The 22,340-nt window shown below is 70.3% G+C and carries 21 protein-coding genes; 6 read left to right on the top strand and 15 right to left on the bottom strand.

The window, feature by feature from the left end; all coding sequences use genetic code 11:
* Window positions 1-129: 129 nt before the first annotated feature.
* The 3 genes from ACIGXX_RS18710 to ACIGXX_RS18700 form a co-directional block, all read right to left on the bottom strand.
* The gene (locus ACIGXX_RS18710) at window positions 130-1,746 is read right to left on the bottom strand and encodes a beta-N-acetylhexosaminidase (protein ID WP_361469443.1); all 1,617 of its coding nucleotides are present in this window, start codon (window positions 1,744-1,746) and stop codon (window positions 130-132) included.
* A 95-nt stretch (window positions 1,747-1,841) separates the two neighbouring features.
* Window positions 1,842-2,150 (bottom strand): DUF3039 domain-containing protein, encoded by a 309-nt coding sequence (locus tag ACIGXX_RS18705; protein ID WP_160505308.1) that lies wholly within the window; start codon window positions 2,148-2,150, stop codon window positions 1,842-1,844.
* Between the two features lie 71 nt (window positions 2,151-2,221).
* Window positions 2,222-2,857 (bottom strand): YqgE/AlgH family protein, encoded by a 636-nt coding sequence (locus tag ACIGXX_RS18700; protein WP_351171074.1) that lies wholly within the window; start codon window positions 2,855-2,857, stop codon window positions 2,222-2,224.
* Between the two features lie 245 nt (window positions 2,858-3,102).
* Here ACIGXX_RS18700 and murA point away from each other — a divergent pair, with 245 nt between their 5' ends.
* Window positions 3,103-4,446 (top strand): UDP-N-acetylglucosamine 1-carboxyvinyltransferase, encoded by a 1,344-nt coding sequence (gene murA, locus ACIGXX_RS18695; protein ID WP_361469450.1) that lies wholly within the window; start codon window positions 3,103-3,105, stop codon window positions 4,444-4,446.
* Window positions 4,447-4,516: 70 nt separating this feature from the next.
* On the opposite strand, the gene ACIGXX_RS18690 is transcribed toward murA, so the two are convergent.
* From ACIGXX_RS18690 to ACIGXX_RS18665, 6 genes are all read right to left on the bottom strand, one after another.
* Window positions 4,517-4,798: an HU family DNA-binding protein gene (locus ACIGXX_RS18690; RefSeq protein WP_016645140.1), complete on the bottom strand. Its 282-nt coding sequence runs from the start codon at window positions 4,796-4,798 to the stop codon at window positions 4,517-4,519.
* Between the two features lie 295 nt (window positions 4,799-5,093).
* Window positions 5,094-6,527, bottom strand: a complete 1,434-nt coding sequence (locus ACIGXX_RS18685) for an NAD-dependent malic enzyme (protein WP_361469453.1) — start codon at window positions 6,525-6,527, stop codon at window positions 5,094-5,096.
* A 350-nt stretch (window positions 6,528-6,877) separates the two neighbouring features.
* The gene (locus ACIGXX_RS18680) at window positions 6,878-9,232 is read right to left on the bottom strand and encodes a UvrD-helicase domain-containing protein (protein WP_351171064.1); all 2,355 of its coding nucleotides are present in this window, start codon (window positions 9,230-9,232) and stop codon (window positions 6,878-6,880) included.
* Between the two features lie 82 nt (window positions 9,233-9,314).
* Window positions 9,315-10,124 (bottom strand): anti-sigma factor family protein, encoded by an 810-nt coding sequence (locus tag ACIGXX_RS18675; protein WP_383822338.1) that lies wholly within the window; start codon window positions 10,122-10,124, stop codon window positions 9,315-9,317.
* Window positions 10,121-10,705, bottom strand: coding sequence for a sigma-70 family RNA polymerase sigma factor (locus ACIGXX_RS18670; protein ID WP_351171058.1), 585 nt, complete (start codon window positions 10,703-10,705; stop codon window positions 10,121-10,123). Before ACIGXX_RS18670 ends, ACIGXX_RS18675 begins: the two co-directional genes overlap by 4 nt.
* Before the next feature lie 159 nt (window positions 10,706-10,864).
* On the bottom strand, window positions 10,865-11,452 hold the full coding sequence (locus ACIGXX_RS18665; RefSeq protein ID WP_351171055.1) for a CGNR zinc finger domain-containing protein: 588 nt from the start codon (window positions 11,450-11,452) through the stop codon (window positions 10,865-10,867).
* 166 nt (window positions 11,453-11,618) lie between these two features.
* Between ACIGXX_RS18665 and ACIGXX_RS18660 the strand changes: the two genes are divergently transcribed.
* Entirely contained in the window at window positions 11,619-12,191 is a 573-nt protein-coding gene (locus tag ACIGXX_RS18660; protein WP_366462223.1) for an anthrone oxygenase family protein, read from the top strand.
* Here ACIGXX_RS18660 and ACIGXX_RS18655 read toward each other — a convergent pair.
* The 4 genes from ACIGXX_RS18655 to ACIGXX_RS18640 all read right to left on the bottom strand — a co-directional run bounded on the left by ACIGXX_RS18655 (window position 12,143) and on the right by ACIGXX_RS18640 (window position 16,512).
* Window positions 12,143-13,318, bottom strand: coding sequence for a uroporphyrinogen-III synthase (locus tag ACIGXX_RS18655; RefSeq protein ID WP_399976955.1), 1,176 nt, complete (start codon window positions 13,316-13,318; stop codon window positions 12,143-12,145). The two genes, ACIGXX_RS18660 and ACIGXX_RS18655, sit on opposite strands and share 49 nt — an antisense overlap.
* Before the next feature lie 131 nt (window positions 13,319-13,449).
* A complete protein-coding gene (locus tag ACIGXX_RS18650; RefSeq protein ID WP_351171046.1) occupies window positions 13,450-14,796 on the bottom strand; it encodes a nitrate/nitrite transporter in 1,347 nt (448 codons plus the stop codon).
* A 146-nt stretch (window positions 14,797-14,942) separates the two neighbouring features.
* A complete protein-coding gene (locus ACIGXX_RS18645; protein ID WP_399976951.1) occupies window positions 14,943-15,947 on the bottom strand; it encodes a hypothetical protein in 1,005 nt (334 codons plus the stop codon).
* 169 nt (window positions 15,948-16,116) lie between these two features.
* A complete protein-coding gene (locus ACIGXX_RS18640) occupies window positions 16,117-16,512 on the bottom strand; it encodes an ATP-binding protein (RefSeq protein WP_383822327.1) in 396 nt (131 codons plus the stop codon).
* A 316-nt stretch (window positions 16,513-16,828) separates the two neighbouring features.
* Between ACIGXX_RS18640 and ACIGXX_RS18635 the strand changes: the two genes are divergently transcribed.
* Together ACIGXX_RS18635 and ACIGXX_RS18630 are read left to right on the top strand one after the other, a co-directional pair.
* Window positions 16,829-17,683: a helix-turn-helix transcriptional regulator gene (locus ACIGXX_RS18635; RefSeq protein ID WP_351171025.1), complete on the top strand. Its 855-nt coding sequence runs from the start codon at window positions 16,829-16,831 to the stop codon at window positions 17,681-17,683.
* An 11-nt stretch (window positions 17,684-17,694) separates the two neighbouring features.
* On the top strand, window positions 17,695-17,886 hold the full coding sequence (locus tag ACIGXX_RS18630; protein WP_351171021.1) for a DUF397 domain-containing protein: 192 nt from the start codon (window positions 17,695-17,697) through the stop codon (window positions 17,884-17,886).
* 393 nt (window positions 17,887-18,279) lie between these two features.
* Here ACIGXX_RS18630 and ACIGXX_RS18625 read toward each other — a convergent pair whose 3' ends face one another.
* A complete protein-coding gene (locus ACIGXX_RS18625; RefSeq protein ID WP_351171018.1) occupies window positions 18,280-18,807 on the bottom strand; it encodes a MarR family transcriptional regulator in 528 nt (175 codons plus the stop codon).
* 141 nt (window positions 18,808-18,948) lie between these two features.
* On the opposite strand from ACIGXX_RS18625, the gene ACIGXX_RS18620 reads away from it, so the two are divergent.
* Window positions 18,949-19,896: an EamA family transporter gene (locus tag ACIGXX_RS18620; RefSeq protein WP_399976943.1), complete on the top strand. Its 948-nt coding sequence runs from the start codon at window positions 18,949-18,951 to the stop codon at window positions 19,894-19,896.
* A gap of 58 nt (window positions 19,897-19,954) precedes the next feature.
* Window positions 19,955-20,599: an NAD(P)-dependent oxidoreductase gene (locus tag ACIGXX_RS18615; RefSeq protein WP_399976940.1), complete on the top strand. Its 645-nt coding sequence runs from the start codon at window positions 19,955-19,957 to the stop codon at window positions 20,597-20,599.
* Between the two features lie 30 nt (window positions 20,600-20,629).
* Here ACIGXX_RS18615 and ACIGXX_RS18610 read toward each other — a convergent pair whose 3' ends face one another.
* The gene (locus tag ACIGXX_RS18610) at window positions 20,630-22,069 is read right to left on the bottom strand and encodes an RICIN domain-containing protein (RefSeq protein ID WP_399976937.1); all 1,440 of its coding nucleotides are present in this window, start codon (window positions 22,067-22,069) and stop codon (window positions 20,630-20,632) included.
* Window positions 22,070-22,340: the final 271 nt, after the last annotated feature.

Here is a 22,340-nt window from a genome sequence, read left to right as displayed (position 1 = left end):
ATGTGCCGTTTTCACACGCCCTCGGCGGTCAGCGGGAATTGCCACTCTTCGGTGAGCCTTGTACGGCTTTCGTCCGGCTGCCCACGCTCCCAGCGAGGGCAGCCCGACACACGGACTATCGGGTGCGCCTCACACGTTCGGGGGCGCCCCGTCGATCGGGCGTCCGAGCACTCCTGGGCGCTTCTGCCACGGCAACGGGCCGCCCGGCGGGCGGTAGTCGACGCCGAGCGCGTCAAGTCGCGCGTAGTGCGGGTTCATTCGCCGCTCGAAGTCGGCGAAGTCGCGCTCGGCGGGCGCCGGGAGCGGACTCCAGGCGACCTCGGCGAAGGCGGCGAGGCGCGGGAACACCTGGTAGTCCACACGTCCGTGGTACTCCATCACCTCGGTCCAGACGTTCGCCTGGGTGCCGAGCACGTGCCGGGCCTCGTCGGCGGTGAGCTGGGGCGGCAGCGGCTCGAAGCGGTAGACGTCCTCCAGGGTGCGGACGAAGCCGATGGGCGCGGGCTCGTCGGGGCCGCCGTGCTGCCGGTGGTCCAAGTACACCTGCTGCTCGGGACACATGACGACGTCGTGCCCGGCCTTGGCCGCCGCGATCCCGCCGCCGTACCCGCGCCAGGAGGAGACGGTGGCGCCCTCCGCGAGGCCGCCCTCCAGGATCTCGTCCCAGCCGATGAGGCGGCGCCCGCGCGCGGTCAGCCAGGTGTCGAAGTGCCGGATGAACCAGCTCTGGAGACCGTCCTCGTCGCCGACCCCCAGCTCCTTGATGCGGGCCTGCGCGGCGGGCGACTCCTTCCACTGGCCCTTGGGACACTCGTCGCCGCCGACGTGGATGAAGGTGGAGGGAAAGAGCTCGAGGACTTCCTCGAACACCCCCTCGAAGAAGCGGAGGGTGTTCTCGGTCGGGGCGAGGACATTGGGGTTGACGCCCCAGGTGTCCCAGACGCCGAGCGACGCGGTGTCGACGACATCGGTGTTGCCGAGCTCCGGATAGGCCGAGATGGCGGCCTGCGAGTGCCCGGGGATGTCGATCTCGGGTACGACGGCGATGTGCCGCTCATGGGCGTACGCGACGATCTCGCGGATGTCGTCCTGCGTGTAGAAGCCGCCGTGCGGGGTGTCGTTCCACAGCTCGGACGCGCGATGGCCCCACTTCGAACGCGGCCGCCACGAACCGGCCTCCGTCAGCTTCGGGTGGCGCTTGATCTCGATGCGCCAGCCCTGGTCGTCGGTGAGGTGGAAGTGGAAGACGTTCAGCTTGTGGGCGGCGAGGAGGTCCAGGTAGCGCAGGACGCCGTCCTTGGGCATGAAGTGCCGGGCCACGTCGAGCATCATGCCGCGCCACCGGAAGCGGGGGCTGTCCTCGATCAGGCACCCCGGGACGGCGACCGGAACCCCCGGCCGCAGGGGCGCCCGGCGGAAGGCCTCGGGCCCGATGAGCTGACGCAGGGTCTGCGCACCCCAGAAGACGCCGGGGGCGGCGCCGCCGGCGATCTCGATGCCGCGCTCCCCCACGGAGAGCCGGTACGCCTCGGGCGCGAGGGAGCCGTCGATCTCCAGCGATACGGCGTTGCCCTCGCCGGGGCCCAGGGGCAGGCCGAGCGCGGCGCCGAGGGTGGAGCGCAGCCAGCGTTCGGTGGACTCGGTGCCGGGTGCCGCGCGGAGCACGGTGGAGGGGTCGAGGAGAAAGCCTTCGGTGTGCGGTCCCTGTGCACGTGCGGGTGCCGGGATCAGTTGCTCAAAGGTCATGCGGCGAGGTTGCCACGCGGTTGCACAACGCAAAAGGGGCGTTGCGGTACACGCAACGCCCCGCCGCGAAGAGGGTCATGGAGCGGGCCGGGAGGCTACTTCTTGCCGCCGCCCTTGCCGTCCTTGCCGCCCTTGTCCTTGTCGCCACCGGCGCTCATGGACTCGTAGATCTCCTTGCACATGGGGCAGACGGGGTACTTCTTCGGGTCACGACCCGGCACCCACACCTTGCCGCAGAGCGCGACGACGGGCGTACCGTCGAGCGCGCTCGCCATGATCTTGTCCTTCTGGACATAGTGCGCGAAGCGCTCGTGGTCACCGTCACCGCTCGACACCTGCGGCGTCGGCTCAACGAGGGTCCCCGTACCTGCCCCGCGCTCGGGCTCGGGCTCAAGAGTGCTCATGGCATCCAAGGGTACCTACGCCCGCCGGTTCCGGGCATCGTCCGGACGGGGGCGGGCCGTACACATCCGGGTCAGTTGAGCGACGCGTCGTCCGGATACGTCGCCACCATCGCCAGTTCGCTCCGCTGCCGCCGCAGCACCGCGCGCCACAGCCGCTCCGGGTCCGGGGACGACACGTCTCCCGGCTCGGACTCGACCACGTACCAGGCACCCTCGACGAGCTCGTCCTCCAGCTGGCCCGGGCCCCAGCCCGCGTACCCGGCGAAGATCCGCAGCGAGCCGAGCGCGGGGGCCAGGAGTTCGGGGGGTGTGTCCAGGTCGACCAGGCCGATCGCGCCGTGCACGCGGCGCCAGCCGATCGGCTCGCCTCGGCCCGGCCGCGGCCGGGAGCCGGGGGCCGAGGACGCCGAGGACGCCGAGGACGTGGAGTCCTCCTCCCCGGGGATCACCGCCACGCCCAGCGCCGAGTCCAGCGAGACGGGACCGCCCTGGAAGACGACTCCCGGCGCGCCGGCCAGATCGCCCCAGCCGTCCAGGATGTCCGCGACGTCCACCGGTGTGGGCCGGTTGAGGACCACGCCGAGCGAGCCCTCCTCGTCGTGGTCGAGGAGCAGCACCACCGCGCGGTCGAAGTTCGGGTCCGCCAGGGCAGGCGTGGCCACGAGCAGCCGCCCTGTGAGCGAGGACACCTCGGTCATGAACGACATGATCCCGCATCTTTGCCCCGCGGGGGGAGGCAATGCCCGTACAGGAGTGAATGCAGCTCAGGGGCGCACTGGCGCGTCTGGAGCGCACACTTTCGCCGGTGACCCGGAGTGTCCGGTTCCGAACGGTTCGTGTTGTCACGAACTCCTGACGTGTTTCGCGCCCCCTTGGCCTTACGGAAGGGGGGTACACGCCCATTACGCTTGCCCTTTGGTCCACCCGTCCATCCAATCGGAACGCGAGATTCATGACCGTCACCGACGATGTACTGCTTGTCCACGGCGGAACCCCGCTGGAGGGCGAGATCCGTGTCCGCGGCGCGAAGAACCTCGTGCCCAAGGCCATGGTCGCCGCGCTGCTCGGCAGCGCTCCGAGCAGGCTGCGCAATGTCCCCGACATCCGCGACGTCCGCGTCGTACGCGGACTCCTGCAGCTGCATGGCGTCACGGTCCGCCCCGGTGAGGAGCCGGGCGAGCTGGTCATGGACCCCTCGCACGTGGAGAGCGCCAACGTCGCGGACATCGACGCGCACGCGGGCTCCTCGCGGATCCCGATCCTCTTCTGCGGGCCGCTCCTGCACCGCCTGGGCCACGCCTTCATCCCCGGCCTCGGCGGCTGCGACATCGGCGGCCGGCCGATCGACTTCCACTTCGAGGTGCTCCGCCAGTTCGGCGCCACCATCGAGAAGCGCGAGGGCGGCCAGTATCTGGAGGCCCCGCAGCGACTGCGCGGCACGAAGATCCAGCTGCCGTACCCGTCCGTGGGCGCGACCGAGCAGGTCCTCCTGACGGCCGTGCTGGCCGAGGGCGTCACCGAGCTCTCGAACGCCGCCGTCGAACCTGAGATCGAAGACCTCATCTGCGTCCTGCAGAAGATGGGCGCGATCATCGCGATGGACACCGACCGGACCATAAGGGTCACCGGTGTCGACAGCCTGGGCGGCTACAACCACCACGCTCTCTCGGACCGCCTGGAGGCCGCCTCCTGGGCTTCCGCGGCCCTGGCGACCGAGGGCAACATCTACGTCCGCGGCGCCCAGCAGCGCTCGATGATGACGTTCCTGAACACCTACCGGAAGGTGGGCGGTGCCTTCGAGATCGACGACGAGGGCATCCGCTTCTGGCACCCGGGCGGCTCGCTCAACGCGATCGCCCTGGAGACGGACGTGCACCCCGGCTTCCAGACGGACTGGCAGCAGCCCCTGGTCGTCGCCCTGACGCAGGCGGCGGGCCTCTCCATCGTCCACGAGACGGTCTACGAGTCCCGGCTCGGATTCACCTCCGCGCTCAACCAGATGGGCGCACACATCCAGCTCTACCGGGAGTGCCTGGGCGGCTCGCACTGCCGGTTCGGCCAGCGCAACTTCCTCCACTCGGCGGTCGTCAGCGGCCCCACGAAGCTCCAGGGCGCCGATCTGGTCATCCCCGACCTGCGCGGCGGCTTCTCGTACCTGATCGCGGCTCTTGCGGCGCAGGGGACGTCCCGCGTCCACGGCATCGACCTGATCAACCGCGGCTACGAGAACTTCATGGACAAGCTCGTGGAACTCGGCGCGAAGGTGGAGCTGCCCGGCAGGGCCACGCTCGGCTGACGCGGCCTCACGGCATGCAGAAGGGGCGGTCACCCGGTGGGTGACCGCCCCTTCTATGTACTGCCTGAGGCTACTTGCCCTTGGCGGCTTCCTTGAGCTTGGAGCCCGCCGAAACCTTGACGCTGTAGCCGGCCGGGATGTTGATCGGCTCGCCGGTCTGCGGGTTCCGGGCGGTGCGAGCGGCACGGTGGGTGCGCTCGAAGGTCAGGAAGCCGGGGATGGTGACCTTCTCGTCGCCCTTGGCAACGATCTCGCCGACGGTCTCGGCGAACGCGGCCAGCACGGCGTCGGCGTCCTTGCGGGTCACCTCGGCACGGTCGGCCAGCGCGGCCACCAGCTCACTGCGGTTCATGTTTGTACTCCCGTGTTCTTCTTGCCGTTGAGGCGTGCCACGCGGCGGAGCCGCATGATGGGCACAGCGAAGCCGATGCTGCCAGGGTCCTCGGTCAGGCCCCGGACCCGGGTCCGTCATCCGGACCCTCGCGCCCAGAAAGGCATCCTGCCCCCACCTGCGGCGGGAAAGCCAATCCGGGGCCCCGGGGGGTCACACGAAAAGCTTCACCGCCCCCTGAAGGTGGCAGTCGGGGGCGCGCTTCCACGCCACCCTAGAGGGCCTTGAGGACCCCTGCGTTCCGCGACGCGCCGTACTACTGGGCCGTGGCGCCTGTCACAGCCACCCCAGCCGCCTTCGCCGCGGTGCGCACCGCATCGGCGACCGCGCCCGCGACCTTGTCGTTGAAGACGCTGGGGATGATGTAGTTCGGGTTGAGCTCGTCCTCGGCGACGACGTCCGCGAGGGCGCCCGCCGCCGCCAGCATCATCTCCGTGTTGACGGTGCGCGACTGGGCGTCGAGCAGACCGCGGAAGACGCCGGGGAAGACCAGGACGTTGTTGATCTGGTTCGGGAAGTCCGAGCGGCCGGTGGCCACAACTGCCGCCGTCTGGCGGGCGATCGCGGGGTCGACCTCGGGGTCCGGGTTCGCGAGCGCGAACACGATGGCGCCTTCGGCCATGGCCGCGACGTCGTCGGCGTTCAGCACGTTCGGAGCCGACACGCCGATGAAGACGTCGGCGCCGACGACCGCTTCCTTGAGGGTGCCGCGGGCGCCCTCGGGGTTGGTGTTGTCGGCGATCCAGCGCAGCGGCGAGTCGGGCGCGGCGTCCACGAGGTCCTCGCGGTCCGCGTGCACGACACCGTGGATGTCGGCGACGACGGCGTGCTTGACGCCCGCCGCGATGAGCAGTTTGAGGATGGCCGTACCGGCCGCGCCCGCACCGGACATGACGACCCGTACGTCACCAATGCCCTTGCCCACCACGCGAAGTGCGTTGGTCAGCGCGGCGAGCACGACGATCGCGGTGCCGTGCTGGTCGTCGTGGAAGACGGGGATGTCGAGGGCCTCGCGCAGGCGCGCCTCGATCTCGAAGCAGCGCGGCGCCGAGATGTCCTCGAGGTTGATGCCCGCGAAGCCGGGGGCGATCGCCTTCACGATCTCGACGATCGCGTCCGTGTCCTGGGTGTCCAGGCACAGCGGCCAGGCGTCGATCCCCGCGAAGCGCTTGAAGAGGGCCGCCTTGCCCTCCATGACGGGCAGCGCGGCCTTCGGGCCGATGTTCCCGAGCCCCAGGACGGCCGAGCCGTCCGTTACGACCGCAACGGAGTTGCGCTTGATGGTGAGGCGGCGCGCGTCCTCGGGGTTCTCGGCGATCGCCATGCACACGCGGGCCACGCCCGGGGTGTAGATCATGGAGAGGTCGTCGCGGTTGCGGATGGGGTGCTTGGACGCCATCTCGATCTTGCCGCCGAGGTGCATCAGGAACGTACGGTCGGAGACCTTGCCGACGGTGACGCCCTCGATGGTGCGCAGCTGCGCGACGATCTCGTCGCCGTGCGTCGTGGAGGTCGCCGCGATCGTGACGTCGATCCGGAGCGCCTCATGCCCGGAAGCCGTGACGTCGAGGCCGGTCACCGAGCCTCCGTGGGACTCGACGGCCGTGGTGATCTGGGAGACCGCGGTGCCGCTCGCGGGCACCTCCAACCGGACCGTGTTCGAGTAGGAGACGCTGGGCGCCGTTGCCATGGCCGACTTCCTCTGCTTTCACCGTGTTGCTCTTGCCGTCCGATCGTCGCACCTACCACTCAGTACGTGGTAGCCGCCTCGGATTGCGAACGTTTCGTTCACCGCTTTTTCGGAAACTTGTTTCCACCATACGAGAAGTTGAAGGCCCTCGGTAGGGGGGAAACGGAAAGAGGCCCTCGTCACGTGGTGACGAGGGCCTCTCCCTACGTTAATGACACCGACCCGCCATGCTCGCCTCGCGGCAAGTGGTCGCTCGTAGCGACGAAGGTTGGGCCCGGGGGCTTGGATCGAGCCGGTGCCACATCAACGGTAACAAACGATCCCCGCAAGGCAATTCCCGTCCCGCAAAGTCATTCGCGGAGCAGGTCCGGCACCCCTTCCCCGTCCGGGTCGTCGCGCTCGCCGGACAGGACCGTCAGCTGCTGCGTCGCCCTGGTCAGCGCCACGTACAGGACCCGCAGGCCCGCGGGCGACTCGTCCGCGATCTCCGCGGGCGACACGACCACCGTGGCGTCGTACTCCAGGCCCTTGGCCTCCAGGCTGCCGAGGGCCACCACGCGGTCGCCCAGTCCCTCCAGCCAGCGGGCCGCCTGCTCGCGGCGGTTCATCGCCACGACGACGCCGACGGTGCCGTCCACCTGGTCGAGCAGCCGCGCCGCCTCCTCGCGCGCCGAGGCGCCGAGGTCCTTGTCGCGGACGACGGCGAAGCGGGGCTCGACTCCCGTGGACCGGACGGCCGACGGCGACTCGGAGCCCGGCATCGCGAGCGCGAGCACCTTGGCGGCGAGATCGGCGATCTCGGCCGGGTTGCGGTAGTTGACGGTGAGGGTGAAGCGGCGGCGCGGGCGGGAGCCGAGCGCCTCGTCGCGGGCGGCGGCCGCCTCGTCCGGGTCGGACCAGGAGGACTGCGCGGGGTCGCCGACGATCGTCCACGTGGCGTGCCGGCCCCTGCGGCCGACCATGCGCCACTGCATGGGGGTCAGGTCCTGCGCCTCGTCCACGATGACGTGCGCGTACTCGGTGCGCTCCGCCGCGAGCCGCTCGGCGCGCTCGCGCTGGGACTCCTCGCGCTGCGGCATCAGTTCGTCGAGCCCGGTGAGCAGGTCGAGGGGGTCCAGGTCCTTCTTCTTGCGGGGCCTGGGCGGCGTACCGAGGATCGACTGGAGCTCGTCGATGAGCGCCACGTCGTGCACGGACAGGGCGTCGCGCTTGAGGGAGCGGGCGACCTTGCGGACCTCGCCCGGGTTCAGGACGCGGCGCGCCCAGCGGCCCAGGCGGCGCTCGTCGCCCATCGCCGAGAGCACGGCGCGCGGGGTGAGTTCGGGCCACCAGGCGTCCAGGAAGCGGATGAAGTCGTCCTCGGATGTGATGTCCTCGTCGAACGACGAGCGCAGCTCGGCGGCGAGCTCCGGGTCGCTGTGCCGGCCCGCGGAGCCGGACTGCGACCACAGGGCGTCCAGGAGAAGCTTCCGGGCGCGCGGGCGCAGCAGGTTGACGGGAGCCGTGCCGCTGAGCGCGTTGCGGCGGATGCGGCCCAGCGCGTCGGCCTCCAGCTCCAGGCGGCGCCCGAAGGCGACCACACGCAGCCGTGTGGGCGTCGGTGCGGGGGCCTGGGGCGCGTCCTCGTCCTCCTCCTCGCCGAAGGACAGCTGGCCCTCCTGCGAGGCGGCCCGCACCGCGGCGGTGCCGCTCTCCAGCGCGCCCCGCGCGGCCTTGCGCAGGACGTGCAGCATCCGGGACGAGCCCTTGACCCGCGCCACCGCGGGAGAGTCGTAGACCGTGGCCTCCACCGCGCCCGCCGCGTCGTCGGCCAGCGCACCCACCGCGCGGATCGCGACCTGCCCCTCCTCGCCCAGCGAGGGCAGCACGCCCTCGGTGTAGGCGACGAGCAGCGGGGTCGGGGAGACGATGAGGATGCCGCCCGCGTACCGCCTGCGGTCCTGGTAGAGCAGGTAGGCCGCGCGGTGCAGGGCCACGGCGGTCTTGCCGGTGCCGGGTCCGCCCTCGACGTACGTCACCGAGGCGGCGGGGGCCCGGATCACCATGTCCTGTTCGGCCTGGATCGACGCCACGATGTCCCGCATCGTGTGGCTGCGGGCCTGGCCGAGCGCCGCCATCAGGGCGCCGTCGCCGATGACCGGCAGGCTCTCGCCGTCCAGGGTCGCCGTGAGCTCCGGGCGCATCAGGTCGTCCTCGACGCCCAGGACCTTGCGGCCCTTGGAGCGGATGACCCGGCGGCGCACGACACGGCCCGGGTCGACCGGCGTCGAACGGTAGAAGGGCGCCGCGGCCGGGGCCCGCCAGTCGATCACCAGCGGGGAGTAGTCCGCGTCCAGGACGCCGATGCGGCCGATGTGCAGGGTCTCGGCGATCTCGGCGGTGTTGTTCTCGCTCACCGCGTCCTCGGCCGGTTCGACCGATGTGTAGGCCCCGTCCGGGCCCTTCTTGCCGTCCTTGCCCAGCAGCAGGTCGATCCGTCCGAAGAGGAAGTCCTCGAACTCGCTGTTGAGCCGGTTGAGATGTACTCCCGCGCGGAACACCTGCGCGTCCCGCTCGGCGAGCGCACCAGGCGTGCCGACCTGGGAGCGCTTGGCCGCGTCGGTCATGAGGAACTCGGCCTCGTGGATCTTCTCCTCGAGACGCCGGTAGACCTGGTCGAGATGTTCTTGTTCGACGCTGATCTCACGGTCGCGTACGTCGGCCACCGAGGCCCCTTTCCGGACGTGCAGCTGCCCTATTGAGCAGCCGTCTACCGTACGCGAAAGGGGACCCCTGTGTGCACTTGTCTTACGCGTCCACCTCCACCAGGCGATCACCGTCGAACGTGGTCACCTCGAAGTGGTCGATGTCGTTGCGGTCCATCGCGGCGCCCCCGTGGACGTACAGCGGACTGCGCGCCCATTTGTTCGGGCTGTCCTCGATGCCGTAACCCCACTTCGGGACGGACCAGGTGGTCACCGTCTCCTTCTCGCCGTCCTTGCCGACCGCGACCAGGGAGCACTTGAGCGGGCCCTTCACGTTCTTCAGCTCCAGGACCGCGTGCGTGCCCCAGGCCTTCTTCTCCGTGCCGACCGTGGCGCTGACCTTGGTCTTCGGGTCCGTGGCCTTGATCTTGTCGTCCATGTGGTTGAAGAAGGCGTCCTCGGCGGGGCTCGTGGGGTGCGGCTCGCCCGCCACGTCCGTCGTACCGCCGTCGTCGCTCACCGCGAGGACCGTCAGCGGCCCGCCGACGATCAGTGCCGCCGCGGCGGCCACCATGTACATGCCGCGCCGGCGCTTCTGTGCGCGCTTCACGGAGACCTCGTCCACCAGCCGGTCCGCCAGGCGCGGGCTCGGCCGCGCGGCGAGCTGCTCGCCGATCTCCGGTACGGGACGCACACCGCGCGCGCCCGGGAAGTCCGCGAGCGCGGCCAGCATCGGCTCCATGCCGGAGAACTCCTCCAGCTGGTGCGCGCAGTAGGCGCAGCCCGCCAGATGGGCCTCGAAGGCCGTCGCCTCCGCGTCGTCGAGGATGCCGAGGGCGTAGGCGCCGACGGTCTCGTGCACGTCGCCGGCCTCCGCATGGCCACGCGCGTCATGTCCGTAGGACTCGTTCATGCCGTCACCCCCCGCTCCTCGAGCGCAAGCTTCATCGAGCGAAGCGCGTAGAAGACCCGCGAACGCACCGTCCCACTGGGTATACCCAACGTCTCGGCCGCCTCATTGACCGTACGCCCTTTGAAGTAGGTCTCGACAAGTACCTCCCGGTGCGCGGGAGTCAGGTCGTCGAGCGCGTCCGAGAGAGTCATCAGCCACAGCGCCTTATCGATCTCGTCCTCCGCGGGGATGACCTCCAGCGGCGACGGATCGACCTCCTGCGGCCGGGCCTGCCGACTGCGGTGGCCGTCGATGACGATGCGCCGGGCGACCGTCACCAGCCAGGGGCGTACCGAACCGGTCGCACGATTGAGCTGACCGGCGTTCTTCCAGGCACGGATGAGCGTTTCCTGTACGACATCTTCGGCGCGCTGCCGGTCGCCCGCCACAAGGCGGAGCACATAGGCCAGAAGTGGACCCGCGTGCTCGCGGTAGAGGGCGCGCATCAACTCCTCGTCCGGTCCGTTGCGTCGGGGGACCAGGCGATGTCGGTGCGGGCGTTCCTGCGGGCGCTCATCGGCCACGGCGGAATCCTTGCGCACGTCTGCCTCCGGTGTCCGCTCTTCGTCGGGCTTCGCCCTGTCGGCTGTCGTAGCCCTGTCGGCTGTTCACCCGGACTTACGTAGGTGACCGGAGCTGTGTTCAACGGAGATCACACGAGTTTTTCCGCGGCTTCCCGCCGGGGCGGCGCCGGGCCCGCTTCAGGCCCGCGCGAGCGCCGCCCGCCGCCGGTGTCTGGCCACCCGCTCACGGTTGCCGCACACCTCACTGGAGCACCAGCGGCGGCGGCGCCCGCGGGACGTGTCCAGGTACACGATGGGGCAGTTGTCGCCCTCGCACTGGCGCAGCAGGGCGCGCGCCGCGGGGTCGGTGAGCAGGTCGACGGCGTCACGGGCGACGGCGGCGAGCAGGGCCGCGCACCGGGGGTGGCCGTCCAGGGCGCGGACCAGGCTGCCGTCGGGGTGCCGGACGGCGCGCGGGGCCGGCGGCGGCGTCGCGGCGAGGACGTTGACCCTGGCCAACGCGGTGTCCGCGGACCGCCCTTCGAGTTCGGCGAGGACCAACTGGCCGATGTGGCCCCGCAGTTCGCGGAAGGCCACGAGCCAGACCGGTCCCGCCCCCGGCAGGGCGGTGTGATCCGGGATGAGCCCGGCGCCCGCGAGCCAGGCACGCAGCCGGTCCACGGAGTCGAGCCGTTCCACGGGATGGTTCGTCGCCACGAGATCCAGACAGCTCCGCCCGGAGTCGAATCGCAGCTCGTACGTGGCCGGGTCCATGCCCAGTGCCATGCGCCTGTCACCGCCTTGTGGGGTTACCGGTGAGTGCTCCCCCTTACAGTGCCTCGCCTCGGGCGGGTGCGGAACCCCTGCCACCGTGCAGGCGTGAGACGCATGCTTATGGGGGCGCGCTTCGGAACCATGGTCGGGCGCCCGTCCGGCCGGTTGACTCGGTCCCATGAGAGAGAACCGAGTGACGAACCAGCGGAGGCAGGGCAGCGCCGGGGCCGTACTGGGGGCGGCCGTCGTCGCCATGGGCCTGATCTCCGGAACCTTCTACATCTTCTCCTGCGGCGTCATGCCCGGCCTGGGCCGCAGCGACGACCGCGTCTTCATCGAGGTCATGCAGAACATGAACGACGCGTTCAACAACCCGGTCTTCTTCGCGAGCTTCTTCGGGGCGCTGGTCCTCACGGCGGTCTCCGCGTGGCAGCTGCGCGGCACGAGCTCGTACCGGTGGGTGCTCGCGGCGCTCGTCCTCTACCTCGTGGCCTTCGCGGTCACGTCGGTCGTGAACGTGCCCCTGAACGAGGAGCTGGCGGACGCGGGCGACCCGGCGAAGATCGCCGATCCGGCCGCCGTGCGCGAGCAGTTCGAGGACGCGTGGCTGGCCTGGAACGTCGTACGCGCCCTGGTCTCCACCGTCGCGATCGGCCTGCTCGCGCGGGCCCTCGTGCTCCTCGGCCGGGGCAACGGGGCCCGTCAGTCGGCGTACTTGGACCCGGCTGCCGGATCAAGCGCGAGCCGGTAGCCCCGCTTGACGACCGTCTGGACGAGCTTGGGCGCGCCAAGTGCCGTACGCAGCCGGGCCATCGCCGTCTCCACGGCGTGCTCGTCGCGCCCCGAGCCGGGCAGCGCGCGCAGCAGTTCGGCGCGGGAGACCACCCACCCCGGGCGCCGCGCGAGCGCCCGAAGCAGCGACATGCCCGCGGGCGGCACGGGCCGCAGCTCGTCGTCGACCAGGACGGCGTGACCGCGGATCTCGACGCGGTGGCCCGCTATGGGCAACGTACGGGCGCGGGAGGGCAGTTCCTGGCACAGGGTCTGCACGAGGGGGCCGAGCCGGAAGCGTTCGGGCTGCACCGTCTCGACGCCGCGGGCCTGCAGCGGCAGCGCGGTGACCGGGCCCACGCAGGCGGACAGGACGTCGTGCTGAAGGGCGGCGAAGAGCTCGATCGACATGCCGCGGTCCTCGGCGCGGGCCAGGAAGGACGCGGCGGCGGGCGCGCTGGTGAAGGTCAGGGCGTCGACGGCGCGCGCGACGGTGGCGTCAAGGAGCCGGTCGACGGGGGCGAGGTCCTCGGGCGGCATCCACCGGTAGACGGGCACGCCGACGACGTCCGCTCCCCCGGCGCGCAGCGACTCGATGAAGCCGGGCAGCGGTTCGCCGTGCAGCTGGAGCGCGACGCGCTTGCCCTCGACGCCTTCTTCGAGCAGCCGGTCGAGCACCTCCGCCATGGACTCGGATGCGGGCGACCACTTCTCGGTGAGCCCGGCGGCGCGGATGGCGCCTTTGACCTTGGGCCCGCGGGCGAGCAGCTCCACGCCCCGCAGACAATGGAGCAGCGCCTCGCCGAAGCCCCAGCCGTCGGCGGCCTCGATCCAGCCGCGGAACCCGATGGCGGTGGTGGCGACCACGATGTCGGGCGCGTGGTCGATGAGCTCCTTGGTGGCGGAGAGGAGTTCGCTGTCGTCGGCGAGCGGGACGATGCGCAGGGCGGGAGCGTGCAGGACGGTGGCGCCGCGCCGCTGGAGCAGCGCTCCGAGCTCGTCGGCGCGCCGGGCGGCGGTGACGCCGACGGTGAATCCGGCGAGGGGTGCGTGGCCGTTCTTCTGGTGACCGTTCTTCTGCTGACCGTTCTGAGGGGTCGCGTGCATGGCAGCTGCTCTCGTCCCGCTAGTACTGCGTGATGGGTGGTCCGGGGTTGGACGAGCTTGCCAACAGCCCGTGACAACCCCGGATCACCACGATGTCGTACGTGTAACACCAGGCTACGACCGCCTCTCTCTCAGACCTCCGCGTACGTGAGCTGGGGCTTCGTCTCCGCGTCGGCGCTCTGCCCGGAGTCCGGGGCGGGCGCGGGGCGGCGAAGGTATACGGCCCAGGTGACGCAGAAGCACGCCGCGTAGAAGGCGAGGAAGGCCAGGAAGGCGCCGGTCCCGGACCCCACGGTCTGGAAGGACTGCCGGAAGGCGAGGTTGATCCCGAGCCCGCCGAGCGCGCCGACGGCGCCGATGAGCCCCATCGAGGCACCGGAGAGCCGCCGCCCGTAGGCCGCGGCGGCTTCTCCCTGGAGCCCCTTCTGGAGGGCCTTGGCCTGGAAGATGCCGGGGATCATCTTGTACGTGGACCCGTTGCCGAGCCCGGTGAGCACGAAGAGGGCGATGAAGGCGCCGACGAAGAGGGCGAGCGACTCGCGCATGGAGGCGACGACCACGACAGCGGTGGCCGCGCCCATCCCGACGAAGTTCCACAGCGTGATGCGGGCCCCGCCGAACCGGTCGGCGAGCCGCCCGCCGACGGGCCGGATGAGCGAGCCGAGCAGCGGCCCGATGAAGGTGACGGCGGCGGCCTGGAGCGGAGTACGCCCGAACTGGGTCTGCAGGACGAGCCCGAAGGCGAAGCTGTAGCCGATGAAGGACCCGAAGGTCCCGACGTACAGGAAGGCCATGATCCAGGTGTGGGCGTCCCGGACGGCCTCCTTCGCGGCGCCGGTGTCGTTCTTCACGGTGGCGAGGTTGTCCATGAAGAGGGCGGCGCAGAGGGCGGAGACGAAGATGAGGGGGATGTAGATCCCCAGGAGCACGCGGGGCCCGCCCCCGGCCCCGATGACCGCGAGCCCGGCGAGCTGGACGACGGGTACGCCGATGTTGCCGCCACCGGCATTGAGCCCAAGGGCCCACCCCTTCTTCCGCAGCGGGAAGAAGGAGTTGATGTTGGTCATGCTGGAGGCGAAGTTGCCGCCGCCGACGCCGGTGAGGAGGGCGCAGAGCATGAAGGTGGTGTAGGAGGTGCCGGGCTCCATCACGGTGAAGGCCGCGATGGTGGGCACGAGGAGCGCGCCGGCCGCGATGATCGTCCAGTTGCGCCCGCCGAAGCGGGCGACGGCGAAGGTGTAGGGGACGCGGGCGACGGCTCCCACCAGGGTGGCCATGGACACCAGGAAGAACTTCCCGGCGGGGTCGATCCCGTACTCGGGCCCCATGAAGAGCACCATCACGGACCACAGGGTCCAGATGGAGAACCCGATGTGCTCCGAGAGGATCGAGAACACCAGGTTCCGCCGGGCGACGCGCTCGCCTCCCTCCTCGTTCCAGAACCTCTCGTCCTCCGGGTCCCACCGCTGGATCCACATGACAGGCCTCATCTCCACGGCTTGCGGCTGATGACCCGAAGGTAGGGAGGCCGGGTTTCAGCCCTGTGGCACGCGGTGACCGGCGGGGAACGTTGCTCTCACCTGGCGGTGGGGCGGGCGGTGAGGGGCTCTGGCGGGCGGCTGGGTCAGGCGGCGTTGACCCACGGGAGGACGTCGGTGCCGCCGCCCTTGTCCCACTTGAGGGTCACTTCGTCGTCGGCCTGGGTGAGGTCGGCGGAGATGTACTTCTCGTCGTCGCCGGTGCCGCACTTGAGCGCGATGCGGAAGCCGGTGCCGCCCTGCGCCTGCCCGAGCCCCATGCAGAGCCCGTCGCCGCCGGCGTCGATGTACGAGACGGAGTGCTTGCCCTTGCCCTGTCCGGAGGTGAGCTTGGCGCCGATGGTGAGGGTCTTGGCCTCGTCGTTCTGCCACTGGCCTTGGTACCCGGTGTCACCGGCGGGCCGTTCCGTCTCGTCCTCGGTCGGCTCGTCGAGGGGGTCGTCGGTGGTGGGGTCTGCCGAGGGCTCCGCGGAGGGCACCTCTTCGGAGGGGTCGTCGGAGGCGGAGGGGCTGGCGGACACGCTCTTGTCGGCCTTGGGCTTCTGGTCGTCGTCACTGTCGCCACTGGTGGCGAGGAAGATCCCACCGCCGACGAGGGCGGCGGCCACGACGACGGAGCCGACGATGAGGGCGACCTTGTTCTTGCCTCCGCTGCCGCTGCCGCCGCCGGGCGGAGGGGGCGGTGGGTAGCCGGCGTACTGGGGGTCGGGCTGGCCGAAGGGGGTTGCTCCGTACGGGGCTTGGGGCGCGGTCCCGTACGGGCCCTGGGGCGGCTGACCGTAGGGGCCGCTCTGCGGGGGCTGGCCGTAGGGGCCGCTTTGCTGAGGCTGGCCCTGCGGGGGCTGGGCGGGAGGCGGTCCCTGCGTCGCGTAGGGGTCCTGCGTGTACGGGTCCTGCGTGTACGGATTCTGCCCATCGGCGGGCGGCTGCGGAGGGGTCGGCGGGGCGCCGTAAGGCCCAGCGGGTGGCCCCGGTATGGGCGGCTGAGGCTGCTGCGGTGGCCCGAATCCGCCCTGCGGTCCGCCCTGTGATCCGCCCTGCGGTCCGTCTTGTGATCCGTCCTGCGGCGGCTGGCCGGGAGGCTGGCTCATGAGTGCGGGTCCCCTCGCTGTCCGACTCGACTCCTCGCAGAGCCCGGCGGAGACCCCCTGCCCCCGCCCAGTCCCCAACATCCACCACGGGCTGTCCAAGGCACAAGCCCCGCATACGACGGCCGAAGCCGTGCGGGGGCCCAAGATTGCCCGCCGCCACCGCCCTCCCTCAGACAGCCACACCGACCCCGCACCCCGCAGGCACCTCCACCTCGAACCACAGCAGTTTCCCCGCGCTCCCGAACAGCTGATCCCCGAGCGGCCACCCGCCCCACGAGTCGGCGCACTGCCGTACGAGAAAGAGCCCCCGCCCACTGTCGGAGTCCGTGGACACAGGCGCAGGCGCACCGAAGGCACCGGGCGGCTTGTCGAAGGGAGCAGGGATATAGGGGCTGGTGTCCCACACCCCGACACGAAGCCGCCCGTCCCGCACGGACCGCAGCCGCAGCGAGGCGGGGCCCTTCGTGTGCCGATAGGCATTGGTGATCATCTCGGACGTCAACAGCTCGGCGACATCGAGGAGTTCCAACATGCCGTGCCCGGAGAGGGCGGCCCGCAAGGTCATGCGGGCAACGCGGGGCGCTCTTGGATCGTGGGGCAGATGAAGGGCGTAGGACCAGCCTTGGGGTGGGGCTACGGTGACCATGAGGCCTCCCAGGGAGGGGGGTTGTCCCACTCGACGTGCCGATCCGGATGAGCGGTGGCAATGCCGCAGCCGTGCGGCGCGGTGCGCTTCCGCCTTACGGGACAAGGAACTTGAGTGGCGTGAGACACACCGTAGCCACCTTCATGGACTACATTCCATGGAAAGCAGGGACTGTAGCCCTAGTTAACTCGTGTGAGTTACCTCTGCAGTACGCGTACGAGCAAGGAGCACGCTGATGCCGTCGACGAGCCCGCCGCCGACCGCCCGCCGCCGACGCCTCGGAACGGAACTCCGCAGGCTGCGCGAACGCGCGGATCTGTCAGCCACCGAGGCAGCCGCGCTGTTGGGTGCCACTCAGTCGCGCATCAGCAACATCGAGGCCGGACGCTACGGAGTCAGCGGCGAGCGCGTACGCACGCTGGCTCGCCACTACGACTGCGCCGACGAGGCTCTGGTGGACGCACTTGCCTCCATGACAGGCGACCGCAGGCGCGGATGGTGGGAGGAATACCGCGAGGTCCACTCTCATCGGATGCTCGACCTCACCGAGGTCGAGCACCACGCCGTCGCGCTACGAGTGGCGCAGATCATCAACATTCCCGGACTGCTTCAGACTCCGGCCCACGCACGAGCCCTCTTCAACCAGACCGTGCCACCCCTGAAGCCGCACGAGATCGAGCACCGCGTCTCGCACCGCATCAAGCGCCAGGAAGTCCTGCACCGCGAGCACCCTCCGCCGTACACCGCGATCATCCACGAGGCCGCACTACGTATGCGATTCGGCGACCGGGCCACCGCGCGGGACCAGCTCGATCACCTGGCCGCGATGAGCGAGGCGGAGCATGTAGCCATCGCCGTGATCACGTTCGACAGTGGCCCCTTCCACACGTCCGGTCAGGGCATCGACTACTTCCACGGCCCGGTCCAGCAACTCGACACCGTACAAATCGATACCGATCACGGCGGCGAACTCATCGATTCGCCGGCGCAGTTGGAGCGCTACCGTCTGGTCCTGGACCGCATGGAAGCTGCCGCGCTGGCACCGGGCAAGTCCCGGGACCACATCATGCGGCTGGCCCGCGACATCTGAAGGAGCCCAAAGTGTCGGAACTGCGCTGGCAGAAGTCGACCCATAGCCAGGAAGCCTCCTCCTGCGTCTACATAGCCGCAGCCCCGGACGGCACAATCCACCTCCGCGAAAGCGACACCCCAGACACCATCCTCACGACAACCCCGGACCGCCTCCACGCCCTGATACGCACCCTCAAGACCGCCCCACGCGTCAATATCTGACCGCCACAGAGCGCAGCATCACCAGCAGGAGGCAGCCGAGGTGGCCCCCGGCGTTCGATACCGTCGTCGGATGCTGTCGGGGTCGGCGACTCTCTCTTCTCGCCGGACTCCGCACCCGTGATCTTGTTGTTCTCCTTGGAGTCGCCATCGCCCCCTCCGCAAGCAGAAAGCGAGAGGACCGCGGCAGCAGTGAGGGTGGCCGCCGCGAGCAGGGTGGGCGGCGTCCCGCCCTGCGGGGGGGCATAGGCGGGCATAGCGTCCGCGCAACGCTGCCGTTGGCGCAGATCCATCGCTCAGCGCAGCTCGACCCTCACCAACAGGCACGAGCCACGGCTCCTCTTCGCCCTTTGAATCCGCGAAGCCACCGGGCCCCCTGGGCAACTGCGGCAGGGCTCAGCCCAGATGCGTATCCCCCAGCGAAACCAACAGCCTCCGCAATGCCCCGTCCAGGGCCTCGCGGTCCTCCGCCGACAGAGAGCCCAGCATTCGCTCCTCGTTCGCCACGTGGTCGACGACCGCGCGGTCGACCAACCCCAGACCCGCCTCCGTCAGGCGGACCTTGATCGCCCGGCGATCGGACGGGTCCGGGTGGCGTTCGATCAAGCCCTTGCGTTCCAGCTTGTCGAGGCGGTTGGTGATGGCGCCCGACGTCACCATCGCGCTCTTCAGGAGGCCGCCCGCCGTCAGTTCGTGCGGGGCACCCACCCTCCGCAGCGTGGCGAGGACGTCGAACTCCGCGAACTCCAGGCCGTGTTCGGCGAAGACCGGCTTCATCCCCTTGCTCAGCAGGTGGTCCGCCCGTTTGATGCGGCCCACCAGGGCCATCGCGTCCAGGCCCGCCGCGTCCATGTCCGGACGCTCCCGGTGCCACTGGCCGCGCAGCTCGTCGATGGCGTCGGCCACCACCTCGGGGTCAGCCATTCCCGCACTCCTCTCAAGGCCCCGGGTTCGCGAACGTCGAGTATCTCAACGTTCAGATACTTGACGTTCGCAGACCCAGGGTTCATATTTATCTCAACGTTGAGAATAATAGCGTTCAGGGGAACCTAGGGGGAGCACACCATGTCCATCAGCAGCCCGCAGGCTCAGGCAAACACCGCGGCACACGAGACCCGCAGCGCACACCGCCCCGGTCAAGCACCGCGAAACCGCGCTCTCGCCGCCGCGGCCCTCGCCGCCATCGGCCCCGCCACCTGGGGCACCACCTACGTCACCACCACCGAACTCCTGCCCCCGGACCGCCCCCTCCTCGCCGCGGCCCTGCGCGCGTTGCCCGCCGGGCTCATCCTGCTCGCCCTCACCCGGCGGCTGCCCAGCGGTGACTGGTGGTGGAAGGCGGGGGTGCTCGGACTGCTCAACTTCGGGGCCTTCTTCCCCCTGCTGTTCTTCGGGGCCTACCACCTGCCCGGCGGCGTCGCCTCCACCGTCAGCGCCGTCATGCCGCTCGTCGTCGCCGGCTTCGGGATCGGGGTTCTGAAGGTGCGGCCCACCCGTCGTACGTTGCTCGCCGGGCTGGTAGGCGTCGTCGGCGTCGGGCTGCTCGTCCTGCGCGGCAGCGCGTCCGTAGACCCCGTGGGGATCGCCGCCATGCTGATCGCCACCACCCTCATGGCCCTCGCCGTCGTGCTCAGCAAGCGCTGGGGGCGGCCGGAGGGTGTCTCGCTGCTCGCCCTCACCGGGTGGCAACTCACCGCCGGTGGGATCGTGTTGGCCCCCATCGCGCTCTCCTTCGAAGGGCTGCCGGGTCACCTCACCGGCGCCAACCTCGCCGGATACGCCTACCTCGGCATCATCGGCACCGCCATCGCGTACGCCCTCTGGTTCCGCGGCATCGAGCGGCTCCCCGCATCGTCCGTGTCGTTCCTCGGGCTCACCAACCCCGTCGTCGCCACCCTCGCCGGACTGCTCCTCCTGGGGCAGACCCTCACCCTCTGGCAGGTGGGCGGGCTGCTCCTCGTCGTCGCGAGCGTGCTGGTCGGGCAAGGCCGCCCCGCACGACGACACCCGTAGCCCCTCCCGCTCCCCTCTCCCTCCCCGCGCCATCCGTCCCGCACAAGGAGCAGGTCCCATGCGCATCACCGTCCTCGGCGCAGCCGGAAACGTCGGCAGCCGCGTCGTCACCGAAGCTCTCGCCCGCGGCCACGAAGTCACCGCCGTCGTCCGCGACGCCGCACGGTTCCCCGCCCTGCACCCCGCCGCCGTCCACCGCACCGGCGACGCCGGAGTCCCTCAGCAGGTAGCCGAGTTGAGCTCCGGGCAGGACCTCGTGGTGAACGCCACCAGACCCGCCCCCGGCCGCGAGCCCGAACACGCCGCCATCAGCCGGGCGTTGCTCGCGGGGCTGGACAAGACCGGCGTACGCCTGCTGATCGTCGGCGGGGCCGGGAGTCTCACCGTGCCGGGCGGGCAAGGCGTCCTCGCCATCGATGATCCCGCCTACGTCCCCACCGCCTGGCGTCACATCGCCCTCGCCTCCAACGCCCAGTTCGACGCCGTCCGCACCGCCGGCACCGACGTCGACTGGACGTACGTGAGCCCGTCCGCCCTGCTCGAACCGGGCGTCCGCACCGGCACCTACCGGCTCGGCGCCGACGAACTGATCGTCGACGCCGAGGGGAACTCCGCCATCTCCATGGAGGACCTGGCGGTGGCGCTCCTGGACGAGGCCGAACGCCCCAAGCACCACCGCACCCGCTTCACCGTCGGGTACTGACCACCGGCCACAGACCCGAACTCACGCTGCTCACACCGCAGACCGCTGGAACTGCTGGTTCGCACCGTTGCCACAGGTCCATTGCACGAGCCGGGCCCCGTCCCCGGTGGACTCGTCCGCCACGTCGAGGCACTTGCCGCTGTGCCGGGAGACCAGCCGGTAGGTGTCGCCTCCCCGGTCCTCGAAGCGCCACTGCTGATGCGCTCCGGAACCGCATCGGTACTGGTTCACGAAGGCCCCGTCCCCGGTGGACTCGTCCGCCACGTCCAGGCACTTGCCGCTGTGCTGCGCCAGGACCCGTACGTATCCGTCGCCCGCCTCCTCCAGGCGCCACTGCTGGTCGAGGCCGCCGTCGCACGCGTACTGCACGACGGCCGCGCCGTCGGCGGAGGAGTCGTCGGAGACGTCCAGGCACTTGCCGCTGTGCCGGGCGGCGAGGCTGTAGTGGGGTCCGCCGCCCACTCCTCGGACGGTTCCGGCAGCCGTGTCGACGGAGATCTGCGGGTACCACGGCAGGCTCATGGTGGTCCTGGTCGGGAAGGCCAGCGGCGCCCAGACGTACTGGGAGTCGTTGACCGTGCCGCCCATGGAGTTGCCCCAGCGGTCGCCCATGTAGAGGTAGGAGGTGCCCGAAGTGCCCTGTACCGGAAGGACGTACGCGGTCTGGGAGCCGTACGCGGTCGCGTCGCCGACCTCCTTCATCTGAGACCAGGGGCCGGTGATGCTGTCGGCGGTCGCGTACCGCTGCTGGTTGGGGTACCAGCCGCTGGTTCCCGAGGTCAGCATGAAGTAGACCCCGTCCCGCTTGAACAGTGCCGGGGACTCCCGGTGGTGGCCCGGCCAGGGGTTGGCGACCTCCTTGTCGAAGGCCGTGTAGTCGTCGGTCAGCCGGTAGATGAAGAGGTCGGCGTTCTCGCTGCCGGACGAGATCTGGTACGCCGTGCCGTCGTCGTCCTTGAACAGCGTCATGTCACGGGACGTGGTCCCGCTCGGCGGCCGGAAGCTGCCCTTCCAGCTGTAGTCGCCGTCGACCGTGTCGGAGACGGCGACGGCGGTGCGGGACTCGGTGTAGTCCTTGCCGTTCTCCTTGTGCATCCACATGACGAACTTGCGGGTCTCGCTGTTGTAGATGACCTTGGGGCGCTCGATGTTGGCGACGGAGAGCTCCGGGTCGCTGTCCTGCGTCAGGACGTTCTTCCTGAACTCCCACGTCTTCAGGTCGGAGGAGCGGTAGACCGAGACGGCCTTGAACGTGTTGTCCGCGTGACGGTTCTCGCCGAACCAGTAGTAGAACTCACCCACCTTGACGGCTCCGCCGCCGTGGGCGTGGACCCCGGCTCCCGTGGTGTCCGTGAACTGGGTCCCGTTGGTGACGGTGACCGGCGCGGCATGTGCCGGGAAGCCGGCGGCGACCAGCCACAGCATGCTCAGGATGGCGGCCAGTAAGGGTCTGCGGGCGCGTCGGAACATCGAAGGTCCCTTCTTCGAAGGTGGGGGTGGACGCGAGCGGTCGTGCTCTCCGACATCCTCAATTGTTGTTTCATGTTGATGTCTGTTGAGGGACCGTAAATGTGGTCGATGTTTACGTCAACACCGAACGCAAAGCAAAACACGGAGGGGGGGCCCCCCCGCCGGCCGGGGGGGGGGGCCCCCCCACGGCCCCGCCCGGGGCGCCGGGTGCGGCCCGGGCGCCCGCGCCCCCGGGGGCCCCCCCCCCCCCCCCCCCCCCCCCCCCGGCCCC

Origin of the sequence: Streptomyces sp. NPDC055243 (genome assembly GCF_044544025.1) — a bacterium.
Taxonomy (GTDB): Bacteria; Actinomycetota; Actinomycetes; order Streptomycetales; family Streptomycetaceae; genus Streptomyces.
This window is presented reverse-complemented; position numbering and strand designations above follow the sequence as displayed.

What these genes read in the sequence shown, in the direction of transcription:
- ACIGXX_RS18675 (WP_383822338.1), bottom strand. Translation starts at nt 10,124, where the DNA reads ATGAACGAGTCCTACGGACATGACGCGCGTGGCCATGCGGAGGCCGGC.
- ACIGXX_RS18690 (WP_016645140.1), bottom strand. Translation starts at nt 4,798, where the DNA reads ATGAACCGCAGTGAGCTGGTGGCCGCGCTGGCCGACCGTGCCGAGGTG.
- ACIGXX_RS18620 (WP_399976943.1), top strand. Translation starts at nt 18,949, where the DNA reads ATGTCCATCAGCAGCCCGCAGGCTCAGGCAAACACCGCGGCACACGAG.
- ACIGXX_RS18650 (WP_351171046.1), bottom strand. Translation starts at nt 14,796, where the DNA reads ATGTGGATCCAGCGGTGGGACCCGGAGGACGAGAGGTTCTGGAACGAG.
- ACIGXX_RS18625 (WP_351171018.1), bottom strand. Translation starts at nt 18,807, where the DNA reads ATGGCTGACCCCGAGGTGGTGGCCGACGCCATCGACGAGCTGCGCGGC.
- ACIGXX_RS18635 (WP_351171025.1), top strand. Translation starts at nt 16,829, where the DNA reads ATGCCGTCGACGAGCCCGCCGCCGACCGCCCGCCGCCGACGCCTCGGA.
- ACIGXX_RS18705 (WP_160505308.1), bottom strand. Translation starts at nt 2,150, where the DNA reads ATGAGCACTCTTGAGCCCGAGCCCGAGCGCGGGGCAGGTACGGGGACC.
- ACIGXX_RS18640 (WP_383822327.1), bottom strand. Translation starts at nt 16,512, where the DNA reads ATGACCTTGCGGGCCGCCCTCTCCGGGCACGGCATGTTGGAACTCCTC.
- ACIGXX_RS18610 (WP_399976937.1), bottom strand. Translation starts at nt 22,069, where the DNA reads ATGTTCCGACGCGCCCGCAGACCCTTACTGGCCGCCATCCTGAGCATG.
- ACIGXX_RS18685 (WP_361469453.1), bottom strand. Translation starts at nt 6,527, where the DNA reads ATGGCAACGGCGCCCAGCGTCTCCTACTCGAACACGGTCCGGTTGGAG.
- ACIGXX_RS18710 (WP_361469443.1), bottom strand. Translation starts at nt 1,746, where the DNA reads ATGACCTTTGAGCAACTGATCCCGGCACCCGCACGTGCACAGGGACCG.
- ACIGXX_RS18700 (WP_351171074.1), bottom strand. Translation starts at nt 2,857, where the DNA reads ATGTCGTTCATGACCGAGGTGTCCTCGCTCACAGGGCGGCTGCTCGTG.
- ACIGXX_RS18655 (WP_399976955.1), bottom strand. Translation starts at nt 13,318, where the DNA reads ATGCACGCGACCCCTCAGAACGGTCAGCAGAAGAACGGTCACCAGAAG.
- murA (WP_361469450.1), top strand. Translation starts at nt 3,103, where the DNA reads ATGACCGTCACCGACGATGTACTGCTTGTCCACGGCGGAACCCCGCTG.
- ACIGXX_RS18660 (WP_366462223.1), top strand. Translation starts at nt 11,619, where the DNA reads ATGAGAGAGAACCGAGTGACGAACCAGCGGAGGCAGGGCAGCGCCGGG.
- ACIGXX_RS18645 (WP_399976951.1), bottom strand. Translation starts at nt 15,947, where the DNA reads ATGAGCCAGCCTCCCGGCCAGCCGCCGCAGGACGGATCACAAGACGGA.
- ACIGXX_RS18615 (WP_399976940.1), top strand. Translation starts at nt 19,955, where the DNA reads ATGCGCATCACCGTCCTCGGCGCAGCCGGAAACGTCGGCAGCCGCGTC.
- ACIGXX_RS18665 (WP_351171055.1), bottom strand. Translation starts at nt 11,452, where the DNA reads ATGGCACTGGGCATGGACCCGGCCACGTACGAGCTGCGATTCGACTCC.